The following is an 18,657-nucleotide window of genomic DNA, read 5'->3' as shown; positions in this document are numbered from 1 at the left end:
GGGTCAATGGGCCGGTTCAGTACGTGCCGGTTTTCTTGAACTCGGCAATGGCGGCCGACAGTTGGGCTTCTGCGTCCTTGTCCATGGCCTTGTCGGACTCCAGCTTGGTCAGCAAAGCCGCCTGCTTGTCCTTGAGGTGCGCATGCAGGCCGGCTTCGAAGGACAGCAGCTTCTTGACGTCGACGTCGTCCATGAAACCCTTGTTCACGGCAAAGAGCGAAGCGGCCATCAGGCTGATGGACAAGGGGCTGTACTGAGCCTGCTTGAGCAATTCGGTCACGCGGGCGCCACGGTCGAGTTGCTTGCGGGTGGCTTCGTCGAGATCGGAAGCGAACTGCGCAAAGGCCGCGAGTTCGCGGTACTGGGCCAGATCGGTACGGATGCCGCCGGACAGGCTCTTGATCAGCTTGGTCTGGGCGGCGCCACCGACGCGCGACACCGAGATACCGGCGTTGATGGCGGGGCGGATACCGGCGTTGAACAGGCTGGTTTCCAGGAAGATCTGACCGTCGGTGATCGAGATCACGTTGGTCGGAACGAAGGCAGACACGTCACCGGCCTGCGTCTCGATGATCGGCAGCGCGGTCAGCGAGCCGGTCTTGCCCTTGACCTCACCCTTGGTGAAGGCTTCGACATAGTCGGCGTTCACGCGGGCAGCGCGCTCGAGCAGGCGGCTGTGCAGGTAGAACACGTCGCCAGGATAGGCTTCGCGACCCGGCGGGCGGCGCAGCAGCAGCGAGACCTGGCGGTAGGCCACGGCCTGCTTGGACAGGTCGTCGTACACAATCAGGGCGTCCTGGCCGCGGTCACGGAAGTACTCGCCCATGGTGCAGCCGGAGTAGGCCGACAGGTACTGCATGGCGGCGGACTCGGAGGCCGAGGCAGCCACGACGATGGTGTAGTCCATCGCGCCGGCCTGCTCCAGGGCACGCACCACGTTCTTGATCGACGACGCCTTCTGGCCGATGGCGACGTACACGCAGGTCATGTTCTGACCCTTCTGGTTGATGATCGCGTCGATCGCCACCGCGGTCTTGCCGGTCTGGCGGTCGCCGATGATCAGTTCGCGCTGGCCGCGACCCACGGGCACCATCGAGTCGATCGACTTCAGGCCGGTCTGCACGGGCTGGTCCACCGACTTGCGGGCGATCACGCCGGGAGCGACCTTCTCGATCACGTCGGTCATCTTGGCGTTGACCGGGCCCTTGCCGTCGATCGGCTGGCCCAGCGCATTCACCACACGGCCGATCAGCTCGGGGCCGACCGGCACTTCCAGAATGCGGCCCGTGCACTTGACGGTGTCGCCTTCGGAGATGTGCTCGTATTCGCCCAGGATCACGGCACCGACGGAATCGCGCTCGAGGTTCAGCGCCAGACCAAAGGATGGCACACCGTCCTTGTTGGCCGGGAATTCGAGCATCTCGCCCTGCATCACGTCGGACAGGCCGTGGACGCGGACGATGCCGTCCGTGACCGACACCACGGTGCCCTGGTTGCGCACGTCGGTCGACGCGGCCAGGCCCTCGATACGGGACTTGATCAGTTCGGAAATTTCGGCGGGATTGAGTTGCATGACTCTTTCCTTCTTTCGTTAAATGGTGTGCAGGCGCGCCCGGAGAATCGGCCGTCAGGCCGTCAGGGCAATCTTCATTTGTTCCAGGCGGGCTTTGACCGAAGTGTCCAGCACCTCGTCTCCCACCACCACGCGGATGCCGCCGATCAGATCAGGCTGCAGTTCGACATGGAGGTTGAGCTTGCGACCAAAGCGCTTCTCCAGCACGCCGGAGAGATCGGCCAGTGAAGCACTGTCGACCTCGAAGGCACTGTAGACCACCGCGTCGAAAGACCCCAGTTGCGCATTCTTCAACGCGCGGAACTGGGCCGCGATCTCGGGCAGGGCCGCAATGCGGCCATTGTCGATCACGGTGCGCAGGAAATTCTGGGCCTGGGCGGGCAGCGCGTTCTTGAGCACCCCGCTCATGAGCGCGAACACCTGCTCGGGCTGGGTCTTGGGGCTGTCGGCGAACTGGCGCAGCTGCTCGTTGGCGGCCACGACAGCCAGCTCGTCGAGCCAGACTGCGGCACTGGCCGCATCAGAGCCCACAGCCTTGAACAGCGCTTCCGCGTAGGGGCGGGCAATGGTGGCGATTTCTGCCATGGTGGTCCTTTGGGTGCCGGTCGCTGGCGTCGTCGGGTGGTATCAGAGCTCGGTCTTCAGGCGGCTCAGCAGCTCGGCGTGAACGCCGGCGTTGACTTCGCGCTTGAGGATCTGCTCGGCACCCTTGACGGCCAGAGCAGCCACCTGCTCGCGCAAGCCTTCACGGGCCTTGATGACCTGCTGCTCGGCTTCCTGGCGCGCGGCCGCCACGATCTTGGCGGCCTCGTCGGTCGCCCGGGCTTTGGCTTCCTCGATCACGGCCTGGGCCCGGCGCTCGGCGTCGGCCAGACGGGTGGCCGACTCGTTGCGCGACTGGCTCAACTCTTCCTCGACCCGCTTGTTGGCCACGGCCAGTTCGGACTTGGCCTTCTCGGCGGAAGCCAGGCCTTCGGTGATCTTCAACGCACGCTCGTCCAGTGCCTTGGCGATCGGGGGCCACACGAATTTCATCGTGAACAGCACCAGGATCGCGAAGACGACGATCTGCGCGAAGAGGGTTGCATTGATGTTCATCGCAACGCCTTTCTGTGTAGGGACAAGAGGTGGGACTCACCTGCTGCGGCATCAGCGGAAAACCGGGCGGCGAATCGGCTGGGCCGATCCACCAGGCGCCGCTGCGCGAGGCAGCAGATCAATCAAGCCAGCGTGAAGGGGTTGGCGAACGCGAACAGGAGTGCAATGGCCACGCCGATCAGGAAGGCCGCGTCGATCAGACCGGCCAGCAGGAACATCTTGGTCTGCAGGTCGTTCATCAGCTCGGGCTGGCGCGCACCGGATTCGAGGAACTTGCCGCCCATCATGCCGATGCCGACAGAGGCGCCCAGGGCACCCAGACCGACGATAAGACCGCAAGCCAGTGCGACGAGACCCAGAACGTTTTCCATGATGACTCCTTAGAAAGAAACGGAAGTTGAGAGAGGGAAAGTAACGAAAGAAACCGGATGCGCCGATCAGCGCATGTCAGTGAGCGTCATGCGCCTGCCCGAAATAGATCAGGGCCAGCATCATGAAGATGAACGCCTGCAGCGTGATGATCAGGATGTGGAAGATGGCCCAGATCGAGCCCGCGATGATGTGCCCGATGAAGAACAGGCCGCCGCCCAGGGACAGCGCGGCAAAACCACCCAGCAGTGCGATCAGCATGAACACGAGTTCGCCCGCAAACATGTTGCCGAACAGCCGCATGCCATGCGAGACCGTCTTGGCGACGAACTCGATCATCTGCATGGCGAAGTTCACCACGCCCAGCAGCAGTGCGAAGACGGGGTTCTTGCTGGTACCGAAAGGCGCGCTCACCAACTCGTGCGCCCAGCCGCCCAGACCCTTGATCTTGACGTTGTAGTACAGGCAGAGCAGGAACACGGAGATCGACAGGCCCAGCGTCGTGGACAGGTCTGCCGTCGGCACGACACGCAGGTAGTCGGGGTAGCCCATGGCGGGACCAGCGGCGTGCCAGATGGCAGGAAGCGCATCCACCGGCAACAGGTCCATGAAGTTCAGCATGAAGATCCAGCAGAACACCGTCAGCGCCAGGGGCGCGATCAGCTTGCGGCTGTGCGCGTTGTGGATCACCGACTTGGCCTGGCTGTCGACCATTTCGACCAGGATTTCCACCGCCGCCTGGAAGCGCCCCGGCGTACCGGACGTGGCCTTGCGTGCCGCCAGCCAGAGCACGAAGCAGACCAGCGCCCCCATGACGATGTTGACCACCATCGAGTCGATGTTGATCACGGAGAAGTCGACGATCGACTCCTGCTTCTTGTTCGTCAGGTGAACCAGGTGGTGCCGGATGTATTCACCCGGGGTCAGTGCTTGTCCTTCAGCAGCCATGTTTGTTTGATTCCATCAACCGTTTCAGTTTGCACGACGGGCCTGGATCCAGAATCCAAACCAGTACACCTTGATCACCACCACCAGCCCCGCCAGCAAGGCCAGCCAGTTCAGGTCAGGGACGACTCTGGGCGCGGACCACAACATGGCCACCGACAGCAGAATCTTGACCCCCTCCCACAACACGAAACTCATGAACGCCGAGATCACATGCCCCGACGCCTTGCGGGACAGGGCACTCGACGTCACGCCCCAGGCCATCAGCGCCGTTGGGACCACCACCGATGCTGCGCCGTACAAGACAGACAGGCCCACCGAAACGCGCTGGGTGATCAACCACCCCAAAACGCCCGCGACCAACCCGACCAGCAACTGCACCATCACGATCCGCCAGGCCGACAACCCGGGCTGGGCGGCACGCCACCGAGCCGCTTCTTCGCGGCCCAGGGGCTTGAATTCGGGGTCTTTCTCCCCATCTTCCCAGTTGCCTGGGGCGGACGCCTTCGACGTCACCGGGGGCATTGTCGACATGGCAAATGACAGATGGGTTACGGACACATGCATTTCGGCACAGCCGTTGATTATACGTAGAAACCCCATGCGTTCGTCAAGGCAAGCTGGCGGATACGACGGCAGCGTTCTGCGCGGCCGATAATCCCACCATGTCAACTGCCACACAGGGCACCCCCCCTCTTCTTCCCGACACGCTGTGTTACCTCAATGGCGAGTACGCGCCCCTGCGCGACGCCAAGGTGAGCGTGCTGGACCGCGGCTTCATCTTTGGAGACGGTGTCTACGAGGTGCTGCCTGCCTATGGCGGCAAGCTGTTCCGGTTCGAGCAGCACATGGCACGGCTGGACCGCTCGCTGGCGGAGTTGCGCATCAGGAATCCGATGGCCCGCGAGGGCTGGCTGGCCATCGCGCGCCGGCTGGTCGCCTCCCTGCAGGAAACCAAGGGCTTTGCCCACCAGCTGATCTATATACAGGTCACACGCGGCGTTGCCATGCGCGACCACGTCATGCCGCCCGACCTTGCGCCGACAGTGTTTGTGATGGCCGGCGAAATGAAGCTGGCCACAGACGCCCAACGCGAACGCGGTGTGGCATGCGTCACCGCCGACGACTTCCGCTGGCAAAAGGCCCACATCAAGAGCACCAGCCTGCTCGGCGCGGTGTTCTCGCGCCAGATCAGTGCCGACGCCGGCGCGACCGAGACCGTGATGTTCCGCAACGGTTTCCTGAGCGAGGCGGCGGCGAGCAATGTGTGGATGGTCAAGGACGGTGCCGTGCTGGGCCCACCCAAGGACCACCTGGTGCTCGAAGGCATCCGCTTCGGCCTGATCGAGGATATCTGCCGCGAACAAGGCCTGCGCTTCGAGCTGCGCCGCATCTCGCGCGCCGAGGTGCTGGCCGCCGATGAACTGCTGCTCTCCTCGGCCACCAAGGAAGTGCTGCCCATCACCACGCTGGACGGGACCCCGGTGGGGCATGGCGCGCAACGCGGCCGACCCGGCCCGGTGTACGCGCGGCTCTACGCCGGGTATCAGCAGGCCGTGGCCACGCAGTCGATCTGAGCCCGAAGTTCCGACCATGGATCTGCCCCCAGAAATTCCTCCCGAGCAGTCGCTCATCACCTACCCGTGCGACTTTCCCATCAAGGTGATGGGGGCCAATGTGGACGGCTTCGTGACCGCCATGACACACGTCGCGCGTGCCTTCGACCCCGCCTTCGACGCCACCACGGTCGAGTTGCGCCCCAGCAAAGCCGGCAACTACATGGGCCTGACGCTCACCGTGCACGTGACCAGCCGCGAGCAGCTCGACGAGCTCTATCGCACCCTGACCACCCACCCCATGGTCAAGATCGTGCTGTGAACATACGACCCCTCGGCCGGGTGGCCTTTGCCCCCACCTGCGAGGCCATGCAGGACTTCACGGCGCAACGCAAAGCCGATACACCCGACGAACTCTGGATCTGCGAACACCCGCCCGTGTTCACACAAGGCCTGGCCGGTCGCGAGGATCACCTGCTCGCCCCTGGCGAGATCCCGGTGGTGCCCACCAACCGTGGCGGCCAGGTGACCTACCACGGCCCCGGCCAGGTGGTGGCGTACCCGCTGGTCGATCTCCAGCGCGCAGGCTACTTCGTCAAGGAGTACGTCTACCGCGTCGAGGAGGCGGTGATTCGCACCCTGGGTGACTTCGGTGTAACCGGGCACCGGGTGGGGGGCGCGCCGGGCATCTATGTACGACTGAACGACCCCGGCAGCCATGCCCTGCTGCCACAGCGCCCGCAGAAAAAAAGCCCTGGCGTGCCAATGCCGCCGCCCGATTTCGCCGGCCTGGGCAAGATCGCCGCACTCGGCATCAAGGTGAGCCGCCATTGCACCTACCATGGCGTGGCGCTCAACGTGGCCATGGACCTGCAACCCTTCCAGCGCATCAACCCCTGCGGCTATGCCGGCCTGCAAACCGTCGATCTTTCTACAATCGGGGTTGCTGTTTCATGGGATGAAGCGGCACAGGTCCTGAGCCAGAAGCTGGCGATCACCCTCTCCCCCTGACCCAACACGCGCCCCTCGCGCCCACGCCATGACCCGCCCCGACACTCCCACTGGCACTTCGAGCAGCACCGTTCGCGACGCACAGCCCGCCGCGAGCTACGACGCGACCGCCAAACAGAAGAGCCAGGCCAAGACGGCACGCATCCCCATCAAGGTTGTGCCGGCCGAGGTGCTCAAGAAGCCCGAGTGGATCCGCGTCAAGGCCGGCAGCCCGAGCACGCGCTTCTACGAGATCAAGGACATCCTGCGCACCAACAAGCTGGTGACGGTGTGCGAGGAAGCCAGTTGCCCCAACATCGGCGAATGCTTCGGCAAGGGCACGGCGACCTTCATGATCATGGGCGACAAGTGCACACGGCGCTGCCCGTTCTGCGACGTCGGCCACGGCCGCCCCGACCCGCTGGACGTGGACGAGCCCGACAACCTCGCCAGGACGATCGCCCAGCTCAAGCTCAAGTACGTGGTGATCACCAGCGTGGACCGCGACGACCTGCGTGACGGCGGTGCCGGCCACTTCGTCGCCTGCATCGAGAAAACCCGCGCCCTCTCGCCACAAACGCAGATCGAGGTGCTGGTGCCCGACTTCCGCGGCCGCGACGACCGCGCGCTCGAGATCCTCAAGGCCGCGCCACCGGACGTGATGAACCACAACCTCGAGACCGTGCCACGCCTGTACAGGGAAGCACGTCCGGGTTCGGACTACCAGTTCAGCCTGAACCTGCTGAAGAAGTTCAAGGCGTTGTTCCCGCAGGTGCCGACCAAGAGCGGCCTGATGGTGGGCCTGGGCGAGACCGACGAAGAGATCCTGGCGGTGATGCGCGACATGCGCGCGCACGGCATCGACATGCTCACCATCGGCCAGTACCTCGCCCCCAGTGGCCACCACCTGCCTGTGCGCCGCTACGTGCACCCCGACACCTTCAGGATGTTCGAGGCCGAGGCCTACAGGATGGGCTTCACGCACGCCGCCGTGGGCGCCATGGTGCGCAGCAGCTACCACGCTGACCAGCAGGCGCATGGCGTGCTGGAGGCACTGGCGAAGTGACATGACCAGGGGCGCGCGCGACCACCTGAGCGTGCGCGACTACGGCGCCTCGCACGGCAGCCACGACCACCATCATTTCCAGATCCTGGTCGGCCTCGACGGAGTGCTTGAGCTCGAAGTGGCCGGGCGTGGGCAGCGCATCGCAACCGGGGACGGCTGCGTGGTGCCCCCAGGCGAGCGGCATGACTTCGAGGCCCGCGCCGGCGCCCGCTGCCTGGTGCTCGACAGCCATGCCGATGACTGGGTCCGCGTGGCGCCATGCAGACCCCGGCCGGCCACCCTCGCTCTGGCGCGCTACCTGGCGCAGGCCTGCGCCGCAGGCCTGCCGCGCGCGCAGCACCTGGGCCCCGGCTTGCTGCTCGAAGCCTGGTCGGCTCCGCCTTCCACCGCCTCCATCCAGCACCGTCCCCGCCGCGCCGTGGACTGGGATGCCCTGGCGCGGTGGGCGCTCGACCACGGGCCGTCCACCACGGTCACCGATCTGGCCGACCGCGCGCACCTGAGCGCCTCGCAACTGGCCGCGCGCTGCCGGGACGAACAAGGGCAAAGCACCCAGCAATGGCTGCGCGACCTGCGCCTGGCGCAGGCCCGCGCCCTTCGCGCGCAAGGCTTGAGCGTGGCGGAGGTTGCCCGCCGCAGCGGCTACCGCTCGCCGTCTGCCCTGACCGCCGCGCTGCGGCGCCTTGCGGCGGGCTGAAACGCCCGTTGCGCGACGACAGACCCGCGCCGCGCGCAGCCACGCCGCGCTAACCTCGCGCCTCATGAACGCCAACCTGCTGGCCCTGGGCGCGATCGCGCTGTGGGCATCCCTCGCCGCCCTGGGGGTGGCTCTGTCGCACGTACCGCCGTTCCTGCTGACCGGCCTGTCGCTGCTGGTGGGTAGCCTGATCGCATTGCCGCTCTCCCGTTTCGACCTGCGCCCATGGCGCGTGCCGCTGTCCACGCTCGCGCTGGGCATCTACGGGCTGTTCGGCTTCCACTTCCTGCTGTTCATCGCGCTGCGACATGCACCGCCGGTGCAGGCCAACCTGGTGAACTACCTCTGGCCGCTGGGCATCGTGGTGATGGCGCCGCTGTTCCTGCCCGGCGTGTCGCTCACCCTGCGCCATGTGCTCGCAGCCCTGATCGGTTTCGCGGGTGCGGCGCTGGCCATCCTCGCTGGCGCCGTCGACACCGGTGAGGCGCGCTGGGCCTGGGGTTATCTGCCAGCGCTGGCCTCGGCATTCATCTGGGCCAGCTATTCGTTGCTGACGAAACGGGTGCGCGCCTTCCCCACCGCCGCCATCGGCAGCTTCGCGCTGGCCTCGGGCCTGCTCTCGCTGCTGTGTCACGCCGGACTGGAGCCTTCGGTGAGTCTGTCCATGCGCGACCTGCTGCTGATCGCCGTGCTGGGCCTGGGGCCACTGGGCGGTGCCTTTTTCCTGTGGGACGCGGCGCTCAAGCGCGGCGACGCTCGGCAGATCGGCGTGCTGAGCTTTCTCACGCCCCTGTTGTCCACCCTGACGCTGCTGCTGGTGCGAGGCGAACGCCCCAGCCTCGCGGTGGGCCTGGCGGCGCTCATGATCGTGGGCGCGGCCGTGATGGCCACGCGCAGGCCACGCTGAGCTTCAGTCCGTCATCAGTGCGGCCGGATCCTCCGCGGCGAGCACGCTCTGCGCCCAAGTCTGAAGACGCGTGGTGTCGCAGCGCAGAATCTGCTGCTTGACCGCCAGGATCTGCGACGGGTGCATGGAAAAACTGCGCAACCCCAGGCCGAGCAGCAGGCGAGTCAGGCTCACGTCGCCCGCCATTTCGCCGCACACGCTCACGCCCTTGCCCTGCGCGTTGCACTGCGCGATGGTGCTGGCCAGCAGGTGCAGCACCGCCGGGTGCACCGGGTCGTACAGATGCGAAACCGCCTCATCCGCGCGGTCGATCGCCAGCGTGTACTGGATCAGGTCGTTGGTGCCGATGGAGAGGAAATCAAAATGCCGCAGGAACAGCGGAATCGTCAGCGCCGCCGCCGGCACTTCGATCATCGCGCCCAGTTTCACGCGCCCGTACGGCGTGCCACTGTTGTCCAGTTGCTCCCGGGTGCGGTTCACCAGGGCCAGCGTCTGCCGGATCTCGCTGGCATGGGCCAGCATGGGAATGAGCAGGTTGACCGGCCCGTGTGCTGCCGCGCGCAGGATGGCGCGCAACTGCGCCAGGAACATGGCAGGCTCGGCCAGGCTCCAGCGGATGGCGCGCAGGCCCAGCGCGGGGTTGAGGTGGTCTTCGCCAGCGCGCGAGACCCCACGCTCCAGCGGTTTGTCGGCCCCCACGTCCACCGTGCGGATGGTCACCGGCAGACCCTGCATGCCCTCCACTGCACGGCAATAGGCCTGGTACTGCTCGTCCTCATCGGGCAGGTTGCCACTGCGCCCCATGAAGAGAAATTCGCTGCGGAACAGGCCCACGCCCACGGCCCCGGCCTTGAGCGCGGCGGCGGTGTCCTCGGGCTGCTCGATGTTGGCCAGCAGTTCGATCTTCTGCCCGTCGAGCGTGACCGCGGGCGTGTTCCTCAGCCGCGAGAGCCGCTCACGCTCGACCTCGCCCTGGCGCTGCTTGAACCCGTACTCGGCCAGCAGGATCGGGGAAGGGTCGACCAGCACCACGCCCGCGTCGCCATCGATGATGACCCAGTCGTCCTGCTTGATGAGGTGGCTGGCCGAGCGCGCACCGACCACTGCGGGGATGTCCATGCTGCGCGCCACGATCGCAGTATGGCTGGTCTTGCCGCCCACATCGGTGACGAAGCCGGCGAACACGCTCTGCTTGAACTGCAGCATGTCGGCCGGTGAGAGGTCGTGTGCGATGAGTACCAGGGGGGCCTCGGCTGCGCTGTCGCCCGAATGCCTTGCATCCACAGCACCCGCCGCCACCGGCGAGGCCACGCCGCGCATGAAGCGCAGCATGCGCTCCACCACCTGCTCCAGATCCGCCTTGCGCTCGCGCAGGTACGGGTCTTCCATCTCGTCGAACTGGCGCGCGATCACCTCCAGCTGCGTGGTCAGCGCCCACTCGGCGTTGTAATGGCGATCAATGATCCAGTGCTTGACGCCACTTGTGAGCTGCTCGTCCTGCAGCAGCATCAGGTGCACATCCAGCAGCGCGGTGAGTTCGGGATGCGCATCGTTTGGACCCAGGTCGTGCAGGCTGTGCTGCACCTTCGTGATTTCCTCGGCCACCGCGTTGCGCGCCTGGCGCAGGCGCTCGATCTCGGCCTCGATCTGGTCGACCTGCACAAAGTAGTGCGCCACGTCCACGCGGCTGGACGCCACGATCACCGCTCGCCCGATGGCGATACCCCGCGAGACCGCCAGGCCATGGACCGAGATGGTCATGTCACTCGCCTTCGCCGAACTTGTCGTTGATAAGGGCGACCAGCGCATCCATCGCCACCTGCTCGTCCTGCCCGGCGGTCTCGATCTCGACCATGCTGCCCAATCCCGCCGCCAGCATCATCACGCCCATGATGCTCTTGGCGTTGACGCGCCGCTCGCCACGAGACATCCAGACATCGCTGGCAAAGCTGCCAGCAAGTTTGGTGAGTTTGGCCGAGGCGCGCGCATGCAGGCCGAGCTTATTGCTGATGGTCACGGTGGTCTTGATCATGGGTGGCTCGTCGGGCCTGGTTTTGCGGGGCGGTCACCGCCACCTGGATCACGCCTTGCGTGGCGCCGATCATGGCGCGCGAGATCAGGGCGTCCAGGGACTCATGCCGGTACGACACAGTGCGCAGCAGCATGGGCAGGTTCACGCCCGTGATGAGTTTGGAGTTGATGCCGTCGATGAGCTTCTGCGCCACATTGCAAGGAGTGGCACCGAATACGTCCGTCACCACCAGCGTCTGCGGCACGTGCATCTGGCGCATCAGCACACGCGCCTGCGCCAGCGATTCCTCCGGTGGCACATTGGGTTGCACATCCAGCGCGGACACCGCATCGGCTGCGTCGGGAAACACGTGCAGCACGCACTGGCGCAACGCCGAGGCCAGCGGCGCGTGCGCCATGATGAGGATGCCGTTCATGGCCGCAGTTTAGCCCGGCCGCAGCGCCGCCGCACGACGCAGGTGGGCGCGCAGGAAGGCTGCGTACGCCAACACGCCACAGGCTCCGAAGATGGCGATGGCGCTGCGGTAGCGGTCAACTTCGCTGCCGCCGAACACTCCCAGCGCGTCGATCAGCAGCCCGATGCCCCACTGCACGGCGAACACGCCGGCGAAGATGGCCAGGTTGTAGGCGGAGAGAGCGCGCCCCGCGGCCTCGGCGGGCAAGGCCAGCGCAACGGCGGGCTGCGACAACGATACGAAGGTGCAGCTCACGCAGTACAGCGCCCACAAGTGCCAGCCCGCGTCGCCCCCCAGCAGCACGATGGCGCCCAGCACCAGAAAACTCAGCGGCAGACCCCATGCAATCAGGCGTTCGGGTTGCCAGCCATGGCGAGCCAGGTAGGGATTGACCACCCCCCAGAGCCAGAAGGTGCACAGCATCGAGAGATTGATGGCGAACAGGCCGCCGGCGGCCTGTTGCGGCGTGTAGCCCGCTACCTTCACCATCCAGGGGCCGGCCCACAGCGTCTGCACCGCCACCATGCCGCCGTAGTTGACGAAGCCGATCGGCAGCATCTGGCGAAAGTAGGCGTGGCGCCAGATCATGCCGTAGCCACTCGATGGCGCCACGGCAAGCGTGGTGTCGGCCGACACCGTGGCAGGGTCGACCCGGCGCCAGTGCGGCACGGTCAGCGCAATGCCCACCATCGACAGCGCAACGAGCGCGCCCAGCGCCCAGAACAGCCCGCGCCAGCCGGTCAGGGGCACCAGCCACTGCACCGGCAGCGTGGCCGCCACCATGCCGAAAGAACCGGTCATGAGCATCCATGAGTTGGCGCGCATCTGCGCGCCCGGCGTCAACCAGCGGCGGTAGCCCGTGAGCGGCGCCATCAGGCAGGCGCTCACGCCCATGCCGATGAGCACACGCGCGGCCAGCAGCGCGGAGAAACTGGTGGCCACCGCGAATGCCGCGCAGCCCAGCACCGCCACACTCAGAAAGGCCAGAATCACCCGGCGTGGGCCGTGGCGGTCCAGCCAGTTGCCCAGCGGCAACTGCGTGAGCGCGAAGCCGAAGAAGTACCCCCCGGCCAGCAGGCCGAGGTCGCTCGCGCTGAGCGAGAGCTCCACGCTCAATGTGGGCGAGAGCGTGGCCGTGATGGCGCGCAACAGTGCCGAGAGGAAGTAGGCCAGCGCGAACGTGAGGAAGACCACGACCGCCGCGCGGGGCGCCAGCACGTCGCCGAATGGCGCGACAGCAGCCGCAAAAGGGGTTGCTTCATGGCGCACGGGGCCGGGTCGGGCGGCCTGCGTCATGGCAGCCGCAACCCGTCAAAGAAAGCCGCTGTCACTTCTTCCGCAAGTGCCGGGCCGTACACCGCAGCCTGATAGACCTGCGAGCCGCTCGAGAAATGCACCGCACGCATCTGCACCGGCTGGTCTGAGTGATCGCGACCTTGCGCGGTCAGCCCGGAGGCCACGGGCGCGCCGCGCACGGTGGCGTTCCAGCGCGTTGCCGGATCGTCGGCCTGGTCCGGATCCACGCGCACGGCACCGAGCGAGGCGCGCCGCCAGCCGTCCAGTGCGGCGGGCGCGCGCACGGCGTCGCCCATGTCTGCCCAGGCCACGGCGAATGTCAGGCCGCCGGTGTCACAGCTGTGCATGTGCAGTTCGACGGGCGCGGCACCGTCGAATGACACCGCCCGCGCCGCCGATTCGGGTTTGCAGGGCATCAGGGCCTGCAAGGGCGTGCCCTCGGGGCGCAGCTCGCGCCAGTTGAAGGTGGGGGTGCAGGCGCCCAGGGCCAGCAGGGCGGAGATCGCGAACCCGATCGGGTGCGGACGGCGGCGCAATGCGCCACCGGTGACGGGAACAGACATGGATTTCCAGCGAGATGGGCCACCGCCGGGACACCGCGGCAGGGGTGGCCTCGCGCACAATGGCGACATGAATGCTCTGGATGGTATCCGCATACTGGATCTCTCGCGCGTGCTCGCCGGCCCCTGGTGCACGCAGACCCTGGCCGATCTCGGCGCCGACGTGGTGAAGGTCGAACGCCGGCCTGGCGATGGCCACCCTGGTGGTGACGACACGCGTGGCTGGGGCCCGCCCTTCCTGCGTGGGCGCGACGGATCCGACACCGCTGAAGCCGCGTACTACCTCGGCGCCAATCGCAACAAGCGCTCCATCACCTGCGACATCGCCACGCCCGCCGGGCAGGCCCTGATCCGCGAACTGGCAGCCAAGGCCGACGTGTTCGTCGAGAACTACAAGGTGGGTGACATGGCGCGCTACGGGCTGGACTACGCCACGCTGCGCGCGGTCAACCCCCGCCTGGTGTACTGCTCCATCACCGGCTTCGGCCAGACCGGCCCCTACCGGGAACGCGCGGGTTACGACTTCGCCATACAGGCCATGGGCGGCCTCATGAGCGTGACGGGCGAGCGCGACGACCTCGCCGGTGGTGGCCCACAGAAGGTCGGCGTGGCAGTCTCCGACCTGTTCACCGGCCTGTACGCCACGGTCGCCATCCAGGCCGCGCTGCGCCACGCCGAACGCACCGGCGAGGGGCAGCACATCGACATGGCGCTGCTCGACACGCAGGTGGCGATGCTCGCCAACCTGGGCGCCAACTACCTGGTGCGCGGCCGCGAGGAGGGCAAGGTGCCGGGTCGAGCGGGCAACGCGCATGCCAACATCGTTCCGTACCAGGTGTTCGAGGTCGCACCCGACGCGCAGGGGCAGCCTCAGCACATCATCCTTGCAGTGGGCAACGACGGCCAGTTCGCCAAGTTCTGCGCCGTCGCGGGTCGCCCGGAACTCGCCACCGATGCGCGCTTCGCGCTGAACCAGAACCGTGTGCGCCACCGCGACGTGCTCGTCCCCCTGCTGACCGAGGTCCTCAAGACGCGGGGCAAAGCCGACTGGCTGTCCGCGCTGGAGGCCGCCAGGGTGCCGTGCGGTCCGATCAACAACCTGGCAGAGGTGTTTGCCGACGAACACGTGCGCTCGCGGGAGATGGTTCACACCTGGGCGCATCCGCTGGCGGACGCCGTGGATCTGGTGGCCAGCCCGATGAAGCTCGGCGCCACCCCGGTGCGCAACGATCTGCCACCGCCCTTGCTGGGCCAGCACACCGCCGAAGTGCTCGGCGACTGGTTGGCGATGTCGCCTGCCAGCGTGGAGGCGTTGCGCCGCGGCGGCGCGATCTGAGCACACGCACCGCGCCCCACCCTATGAGCGAGACCCGCCCGTCCAAACAGGCCTTGCCGGCGCCAGCCTCGCTGCGCGGCGCGGGCCTGGCCGCCGCCGCGCGTGGCGAACCGCTCGTGGTCATGACCACGCTGGAGGGCTGCCCCTATTGCGCCATCGTGCGTGGCCACTACCTGATGCCCATGCGGCGCGAGGGCAAGGTGCACGCGGTGCAGCTCGACGTGCGCGACCGCAGCAGCAGCCTGCAGGGGTTTGATGGGCAACTGACCACGCCGGCGGAACAGGCGCGCGCCTGGAACGCGCGGTTCACACCGACCGTGCTGTTCTTCGGCCCGACCGGCCGAGAGCTCGCCGAACGCCTGGTGGGTGTTGCGGTGCCCGATTTCTATGGCGAGTACCTCGAAGCCCGCCTGTCCGAGGCACGCCAGAAACTCAGGTAGGCCTGCCGGTGCGGGTCTGGCCCATCACTTCAACGCGCCAAACACCTTTTTGAGGATCGCGCTGCCGGTGCCCACCGGGTCCTGACGGATCTTGCGCTCCTCCTCCCCGATGATGGTGTAGAGCCCGTCCAGCGATTTGCCGGTGACATAGCGCTGGATGTTGGCGTCCTCGGATTTCACCAGCCCGATGCCCGCGGCCTTGCCCGCCACCCGGTTGTACTGCCGCGCCAGGCCCACCTTCTCGGTGGCCTGGGTCACGATGGGCAGGAACTTGTCGCCCAGCGGGGTGCGCGTTTTTTCAGCGAAGAACTGCGTCACCGAGTTGTCGCCACCGCCCAGAATGTTCTTGGCATCGGTCACGCTCATGGACTTGACCGCCCCCAGCAGCACGTCACGCCCGACGGGCACAGCCGCCTCGGCCGCGCGGTTCATGCTGGTCACCAGCTCGTCCACCCGCTTGCCCTGGCCCGTCAGCTTGAGCAAACGGGCAGCGTCCTCGAGATATCCCGGCAAGGGAATCCGAACTTTTGGATTGCCCAGGAATCCATCGGTCTTGCCCAGAAGAGCCACCGCCGCCAACGCGCCCTTTTCGAGCGCCACCTTGATGCCCTGGCTGGCGTCGCCTTCGGTGAGATCCCCCAGCGACAAGGCCCTGGCCTGCCGATGGACGGCGAGGATGAGCAGACCGATCATCGCTGTGGTGGACTGGGTAAACTGGCGGCGCTGCATGGCGGTTCCTCCGGATGGCAAGCTGTTCAATGAATGACGTGGGGCAATGTAGCCCCCGGGAAGTGAAAAGACAATGACCGATCTCAGCCCCGACGGCCTGCTCCGCCGCCGCAGCCTGAAGGCTGTCGCCGCGCTTGGCGCGGTCAGCGCGCTGGGCCTGGGCGCCTGTACCGGCCTCGACAACGCGCCCGACTCGACCTTCGTGCTGCTCGATGGCAGCAAGGCCACCACCGCCGATCTGAAGGGAAAAGTGGCGCTGGTGAACTTCTGGGCCACCACCTGCGTGACCTGTGTGAAGGAAATGCCGTCCATCGTCGCCACGTACCAGAAGTACCAGGACAAGGGTTTCGAGACCGTGGCGGTTGCGATGGAGTACGACCCTCCGTCCTGGGTGCTCAATTTCGCGCAGACGCGCCAGCTGCCGTTCAAGGTGGCGCTGGACAACACCGGCGAGATCGCCCGTCAGTGGGGCGAGGTCAAGCTCACTCCCACGACCTACCTCGTGGACAAGCAGGGCCGCATCGTCAAACGCTTCGTTGGTGAACCCGACTTCGCGGCACTGCACAAGCTGATCGAGGAACTGCTGGCGCAGGCCTGAGTCCGCTCCGTCGGTTCCACGACACCCAGAGACCGGGGTTGCTACCCGGCTTTTTCATGTGCGCCTGCGACAGGTGCACCTGGCCGCGATCACTCCTTGCGGAAGTTGTCGTGACACGCCTTGCAGCTCTGCCCCACCGCGCCGAACGCGGTCTTGATGGCATCCAGGTTGCCCGTCTTGGCCGCGGCATTCAACTTCGCGGTCTCGCCCTGCAGCCGTTCCGATGCTTCCTTGAACTTGGCTTGCTCGGTCCAGATCACGGGCAGCGCACGGGTGTCGCCCTTGTCGGTGCCGGCAACAAAGCCTTCCCACGGCAACTTGCTCATGGTCTCCACGATGGCGGCGCTGTCGGCGGCAACCTTGGCATCGAACGGCACCCGACCGTTCGCCATGGCACCAACACGGCCAAAGTGGTTGGCCATGACGGTCAGCGCGGCCTTGCGGTATTTCACCGCGTCCTCCGGCTTCTGGAACTGCGCCATGGCGGGCGCCGAGAGTGTGGCAAAAGCGATGACCAAGGCGAGTGGGGCGACTGTTTTCATTAAAACTCCAGAACAAGGATGTGGGAGAAAACGCGTGGCTCTGCGGCCACCCGCAGGGGAGTGCCTTGGGCAAGTCAAAGTTCCTCAGGAACTGTTTTCCCGGATATCTTCTCCATCCGGATTACCCCACCATCTTTGCTGCCCCGCACCATGCACACCATCCGCGTCTGGGACCTGCCCACCCGACTGTTCCACTGGCTGCTGGCCATCTGCGTCGTCGGCCTGGTGACCACCGGCAGCATCGGCGGCAACTGGATGAACTGGCATTTGCGCCTGGGCTACGCGGTGCTGACCTTGCTGCTGTTCCGCCTGGTGTGGGGATTCATCGGCGGGCACTGGTCGCGCTTTTCCAGCTTCCTCTACGGGCCGACGGCGCTGCTGGCGCATTTGCGCGGCCAAGGTCGCCCCGAGCACGGCGTGGGTCACAGCCCGCTGGGTTCGCTGTCGGTGTTTGCTTTGTTGCTGATCCTGTGTGCCCAGGTCGGCACCGGCTTGATGAGCGACGACGAAATCGCCTTTTTCGGCCCTCTGGTGCGATTTGTTTCCGGCGACACCGTGGCCCTGGCGACGGGCTATCACAAGAACGTGGGCAAGTTCATCCTGCTGTCACTGGTGGCGCTGCACCTGGGCGCGATCCTCTTCTACAAGCTGGTGAAAAGGCAAGGCTTGGTGCAACCCATGGTCGTGGGCGACAAGCAGATCGCTCACAACGTGCCGAGTGCGCGCGACACCACCGGCAGCCGGCTTCTGGCGCTCGGGGTGTTCCTGGCCTGTGGGGCCGGTGTGGCCTGGCTGGTCTCCGTGGGCAACGCCTTCTGAGGCTGCGCCAATGCTGTCGTATAGTGGCAGCCACGCCATTGCCAAGGCCCTCGCCCGCCGCCCCGCCGACATGAATGCCCCTGGAACCGCCGCGATCTCACTGAGACCTGCCCAGTTTCCCGACGACCTGCAGACCATTCGCGAGCTGTTCCTGGACTACCAGGCTGGGCTGGGCATCGACCTGTGCTTCCAGGGTTTCGAGACCGAGTTGGCGGGATTGCCAGGCGCGTATGCCCCCCCCGAAGGTGCTCTGGTGCTGGCACTGGTGGACGGCCAGCCTGCAGGCTGTTGCGCCTTGCGCCCCCTGCCCAACACCGACCACCTCAACGCCTGCGAGATGAAGCGCCTGTTTGTACGGCCCGCGTTTCGCGGCTTCGGCCTGGGCCGCCTGCTGGTGGAACGCATCCTGTCCGATGGGCAACTTGCCGGCTACACCACCATGCTGCTGGACACGCTGAGCGACATGGAGACCGCCCGTGCGCTGTACCAGGAGGTGGGCTTTGTCGAGGTAGCGCCGTACTACCACAACCCCATCCCCGGAGCGCACTACCTCAAGGTCAATCTCTGAGGTCTGCGCCTCCCGCATGCCCATCCATGAAAAAGCCGCTCCGTGTTGCCACGGGCGGCTTTCCCGCAGAGATGCAGTCGCC

24 protein-coding genes are annotated in these 18,657 nt (G+C 66.3%); 11 read left to right on the top strand and 13 right to left on the bottom strand.

Features of this window, described 5'->3' with window-relative positions:
- Window positions 1–16 precede the first annotated feature (16 nt).
- The 6 genes from atpA to K5880_RS13025 form a co-directional block, all read right to left on the bottom strand.
- A complete protein-coding gene (gene atpA, locus K5880_RS13050) occupies window positions 17–1,573 on the bottom strand; it encodes a F0F1 ATP synthase subunit alpha (protein WP_297652803.1) in 1,557 nt (518 codons plus the stop codon).
- A gap of 54 nt (window positions 1,574–1,627) precedes the next feature.
- Window positions 1,628–2,158, bottom strand: coding sequence for a F0F1 ATP synthase subunit delta (locus K5880_RS13045; RefSeq protein WP_297652800.1), 531 nt, complete (start codon window positions 2,156–2,158; stop codon window positions 1,628–1,630).
- Between the two features lie 42 nt (window positions 2,159–2,200).
- On the bottom strand, window positions 2,201–2,671 hold the full coding sequence (locus tag K5880_RS13040) for a F0F1 ATP synthase subunit B (protein WP_297652797.1): 471 nt from the start codon (window positions 2,669–2,671) through the stop codon (window positions 2,201–2,203).
- Window positions 2,672–2,793: 122 nt separating this feature from the next.
- Window positions 2,794–3,042, bottom strand: a complete 249-nt coding sequence (gene atpE, locus K5880_RS13035; protein WP_077334647.1) for a F0F1 ATP synthase subunit C — start codon at window positions 3,040–3,042, stop codon at window positions 2,794–2,796.
- A 76-nt stretch (window positions 3,043–3,118) separates the two neighbouring features.
- Window positions 3,119–3,988 (bottom strand): F0F1 ATP synthase subunit A, encoded by an 870-nt coding sequence (gene atpB, locus K5880_RS13030; protein WP_297652786.1) that lies wholly within the window; start codon window positions 3,986–3,988, stop codon window positions 3,119–3,121.
- Between the two features lie 24 nt (window positions 3,989–4,012).
- Entirely contained in the window at window positions 4,013–4,501 is a 489-nt protein-coding gene (locus tag K5880_RS13025) for an ATP synthase subunit I (RefSeq protein WP_297652783.1), read from the bottom strand.
- A 149-nt stretch (window positions 4,502–4,650) separates the two neighbouring features.
- Between K5880_RS13025 and K5880_RS13020 the strand changes: the two genes are divergently transcribed.
- The 6 genes from K5880_RS13020 (at window position 4,651) to K5880_RS12995 (ending at window position 9,201) form a co-directional block, all read left to right on the top strand.
- A complete protein-coding gene (locus K5880_RS13020; RefSeq protein ID WP_297652780.1) occupies window positions 4,651–5,562 on the top strand; it encodes a D-amino acid aminotransferase in 912 nt (303 codons plus the stop codon).
- Window positions 5,563–5,578: 16 nt separating this feature from the next.
- A complete protein-coding gene (locus K5880_RS13015) occupies window positions 5,579–5,863 on the top strand; it encodes a DUF493 family protein (protein ID WP_297652777.1) in 285 nt (94 codons plus the stop codon).
- Window positions 5,860–6,552: a lipoyl(octanoyl) transferase LipB gene (lipB, locus tag K5880_RS13010; RefSeq protein WP_297652774.1), complete on the top strand. Its 693-nt coding sequence runs from the start codon at window positions 5,860–5,862 to the stop codon at window positions 6,550–6,552. The genes K5880_RS13015 and lipB overlap by 4 nt, the downstream gene beginning before the upstream one ends.
- 28 nt (window positions 6,553–6,580) lie before the next feature.
- Window positions 6,581–7,597 (top strand): lipoyl synthase, encoded by a 1,017-nt coding sequence (gene lipA / locus K5880_RS13005; RefSeq protein WP_297652771.1) that lies wholly within the window; start codon window positions 6,581–6,583, stop codon window positions 7,595–7,597.
- A gap of 1 nt (window position 7,598) precedes the next feature.
- Complete coding sequence (locus K5880_RS13000; protein WP_297652768.1) at window positions 7,599–8,294, top strand: AraC family transcriptional regulator; 696 nt, start codon at window positions 7,599–7,601, stop codon at window positions 8,292–8,294.
- A 64-nt stretch (window positions 8,295–8,358) separates the two neighbouring features.
- Window positions 8,359–9,201 carry a DMT family transporter gene (locus K5880_RS12995; protein WP_297652765.1) on the top strand — a complete coding sequence of 281 codons (843 nt, stop codon included), beginning with the start codon at window positions 8,359–8,361 and terminating at the stop codon, window positions 9,199–9,201.
- 3 nt (window positions 9,202–9,204) lie between these two features.
- Here the strand turns inward: K5880_RS12995 and ptsP are convergent, their stop codons facing one another.
- From ptsP to K5880_RS12970, 5 genes are read right to left on the bottom strand one after another with little or no spacing between them, the layout of a single operon-like run.
- A complete protein-coding gene (gene ptsP / locus K5880_RS12990) occupies window positions 9,205–10,962 on the bottom strand; it encodes a phosphoenolpyruvate--protein phosphotransferase (RefSeq protein WP_297652762.1) in 1,758 nt (585 codons plus the stop codon).
- Window position 10,963: 1 nt separating this feature from the next.
- A complete protein-coding gene (locus K5880_RS12985) occupies window positions 10,964–11,233 on the bottom strand; it encodes an HPr family phosphocarrier protein (RefSeq protein ID WP_297652759.1) in 270 nt (89 codons plus the stop codon).
- Window positions 11,202–11,648: a PTS fructose transporter subunit IIA gene (locus tag K5880_RS12980; RefSeq protein ID WP_297652756.1), complete on the bottom strand. Its 447-nt coding sequence runs from the start codon at window positions 11,646–11,648 to the stop codon at window positions 11,202–11,204. The genes K5880_RS12985 and K5880_RS12980 overlap by 32 nt, the downstream gene beginning before the upstream one ends.
- Before the next feature lie 9 nt (window positions 11,649–11,657).
- Window positions 11,658–12,983, bottom strand: coding sequence for an MFS transporter (locus tag K5880_RS12975; protein ID WP_297652753.1), 1,326 nt, complete (start codon window positions 12,981–12,983; stop codon window positions 11,658–11,660).
- Window positions 12,980–13,546 carry a hypothetical protein gene (locus K5880_RS12970; protein WP_297652750.1) on the bottom strand — a complete coding sequence of 189 codons (567 nt, stop codon included), beginning with the start codon at window positions 13,544–13,546 and terminating at the stop codon, window positions 12,980–12,982. The genes K5880_RS12975 and K5880_RS12970 overlap by 4 nt, the downstream gene beginning before the upstream one ends.
- Window positions 13,547–13,613: 67 nt before the next feature.
- On the opposite strand from K5880_RS12970, the gene K5880_RS12965 reads away from it, so the two are divergent.
- Both K5880_RS12965 and K5880_RS12960 read left to right on the top strand, forming a co-directional pair.
- Window positions 13,614–14,879 (top strand): CaiB/BaiF CoA-transferase family protein, encoded by a 1,266-nt coding sequence (locus tag K5880_RS12965; RefSeq protein ID WP_297652747.1) that lies wholly within the window; start codon window positions 13,614–13,616, stop codon window positions 14,877–14,879.
- A gap of 23 nt (window positions 14,880–14,902) precedes the next feature.
- Complete coding sequence (locus K5880_RS12960) at window positions 14,903–15,319, top strand: thioredoxin fold domain-containing protein (protein WP_297652744.1); 417 nt, start codon at window positions 14,903–14,905, stop codon at window positions 15,317–15,319.
- 24 nt (window positions 15,320–15,343) lie between these two features.
- Here the strand turns inward: K5880_RS12960 and K5880_RS12955 are convergent, their stop codons facing one another.
- A complete protein-coding gene (locus K5880_RS12955) occupies window positions 15,344–16,048 on the bottom strand; it encodes a DUF4197 domain-containing protein (RefSeq protein WP_297652741.1) in 705 nt (234 codons plus the stop codon).
- 73 nt (window positions 16,049–16,121) lie between these two features.
- Between K5880_RS12955 and K5880_RS12950 the strand changes: the two genes are divergently transcribed.
- Complete coding sequence (locus tag K5880_RS12950) at window positions 16,122–16,646, top strand: TlpA disulfide reductase family protein (RefSeq protein WP_297652737.1); 525 nt, start codon at window positions 16,122–16,124, stop codon at window positions 16,644–16,646.
- Window positions 16,647–16,735: 89 nt separating this feature from the next.
- On the opposite strand, the gene K5880_RS12945 is transcribed toward K5880_RS12950, so the two are convergent.
- Complete coding sequence (locus K5880_RS12945) at window positions 16,736–17,188, bottom strand: cytochrome c (protein WP_297652734.1); 453 nt, start codon at window positions 17,186–17,188, stop codon at window positions 16,736–16,738.
- A gap of 150 nt (window positions 17,189–17,338) precedes the next feature.
- On the opposite strand from K5880_RS12945, the gene K5880_RS12940 reads away from it, so the two are divergent.
- A complete protein-coding gene (locus tag K5880_RS12940; protein ID WP_297652731.1) occupies window positions 17,339–18,007 on the top strand; it encodes a cytochrome b/b6 domain-containing protein in 669 nt (222 codons plus the stop codon).
- Between the two features lie 70 nt (window positions 18,008–18,077).
- Entirely contained in the window at window positions 18,078–18,575 is a 498-nt protein-coding gene (locus K5880_RS12935; protein ID WP_297653216.1) for a GNAT family N-acetyltransferase, read from the top strand.
- Window positions 18,576–18,657 lie beyond the last annotated feature (82 nt).

Origin of the sequence: Hydrogenophaga sp. (genome assembly GCF_025699295.1) — a bacterium.
In the GTDB taxonomy this organism is placed as follows: Bacteria; Pseudomonadota; Gammaproteobacteria; order Burkholderiales; family Burkholderiaceae_C; genus Hydrogenophaga.
The sequence above is the reverse complement of the archived record's forward strand: the minus strand, read 5'-3'. Positions and strand labels throughout refer to the sequence as shown.

What these genes read in the sequence shown, in the direction of transcription:
- K5880_RS12935 (WP_297653216.1), top strand. Translation starts at nt 18,078, where the DNA reads ATGAATGCCCCTGGAACCGCCGCGATCTCACTGAGACCTGCCCAGTTT.
- K5880_RS12980 (WP_297652756.1), bottom strand. Translation starts at nt 11,648, where the DNA reads ATGAACGGCATCCTCATCATGGCGCACGCGCCGCTGGCCTCGGCGTTG.
- K5880_RS12945 (WP_297652734.1), bottom strand. Translation starts at nt 17,188, where the DNA reads ATGAAAACAGTCGCCCCACTCGCCTTGGTCATCGCTTTTGCCACACTC.
- ptsP (WP_297652762.1), bottom strand. Translation starts at nt 10,962, where the DNA reads ATGACCATCTCGGTCCATGGCCTGGCGGTCTCGCGGGGTATCGCCATC.
- K5880_RS12995 (WP_297652765.1), top strand. Translation starts at nt 8,359, where the DNA reads ATGAACGCCAACCTGCTGGCCCTGGGCGCGATCGCGCTGTGGGCATCC.
- K5880_RS12975 (WP_297652753.1), bottom strand. Translation starts at nt 12,983, where the DNA reads ATGACGCAGGCCGCCCGACCCGGCCCCGTGCGCCATGAAGCAACCCCT.
- K5880_RS12985 (WP_297652759.1), bottom strand. Translation starts at nt 11,233, where the DNA reads ATGATCAAGACCACCGTGACCATCAGCAATAAGCTCGGCCTGCATGCG.
- K5880_RS12940 (WP_297652731.1), top strand. Translation starts at nt 17,339, where the DNA reads ATGCACACCATCCGCGTCTGGGACCTGCCCACCCGACTGTTCCACTGG.
- K5880_RS13000 (WP_297652768.1), top strand. Translation starts at nt 7,599, where the DNA reads ATGACCAGGGGCGCGCGCGACCACCTGAGCGTGCGCGACTACGGCGCC.
- K5880_RS13045 (WP_297652800.1), bottom strand. Translation starts at nt 2,158, where the DNA reads ATGGCAGAAATCGCCACCATTGCCCGCCCCTACGCGGAAGCGCTGTTC.
- K5880_RS12950 (WP_297652737.1), top strand. Translation starts at nt 16,122, where the DNA reads ATGACCGATCTCAGCCCCGACGGCCTGCTCCGCCGCCGCAGCCTGAAG.
- atpE (WP_077334647.1), bottom strand. Translation starts at nt 3,042, where the DNA reads ATGGAAAACGTTCTGGGTCTCGTCGCACTGGCTTGCGGTCTTATCGTC.
- K5880_RS12955 (WP_297652741.1), bottom strand. Translation starts at nt 16,048, where the DNA reads ATGCAGCGCCGCCAGTTTACCCAGTCCACCACAGCGATGATCGGTCTG.
- K5880_RS12970 (WP_297652750.1), bottom strand. Translation starts at nt 13,546, where the DNA reads ATGTCTGTTCCCGTCACCGGTGGCGCATTGCGCCGCCGTCCGCACCCG.
- lipA (WP_297652771.1), top strand. Translation starts at nt 6,581, where the DNA reads ATGACCCGCCCCGACACTCCCACTGGCACTTCGAGCAGCACCGTTCGC.
- K5880_RS13020 (WP_297652780.1), top strand. Translation starts at nt 4,651, where the DNA reads ATGTCAACTGCCACACAGGGCACCCCCCCTCTTCTTCCCGACACGCTG.
- K5880_RS13015 (WP_297652777.1), top strand. Translation starts at nt 5,579, where the DNA reads ATGGATCTGCCCCCAGAAATTCCTCCCGAGCAGTCGCTCATCACCTAC.
- atpA (WP_297652803.1), bottom strand. Translation starts at nt 1,573, where the DNA reads ATGCAACTCAATCCCGCCGAAATTTCCGAACTGATCAAGTCCCGTATC.
- K5880_RS12960 (WP_297652744.1), top strand. Translation starts at nt 14,903, where the DNA reads ATGAGCGAGACCCGCCCGTCCAAACAGGCCTTGCCGGCGCCAGCCTCG.
- K5880_RS13040 (WP_297652797.1), bottom strand. Translation starts at nt 2,671, where the DNA reads ATGAACATCAATGCAACCCTCTTCGCGCAGATCGTCGTCTTCGCGATC.
- atpB (WP_297652786.1), bottom strand. Translation starts at nt 3,988, where the DNA reads ATGGCTGCTGAAGGACAAGCACTGACCCCGGGTGAATACATCCGGCAC.
- K5880_RS12965 (WP_297652747.1), top strand. Translation starts at nt 13,614, where the DNA reads ATGAATGCTCTGGATGGTATCCGCATACTGGATCTCTCGCGCGTGCTC.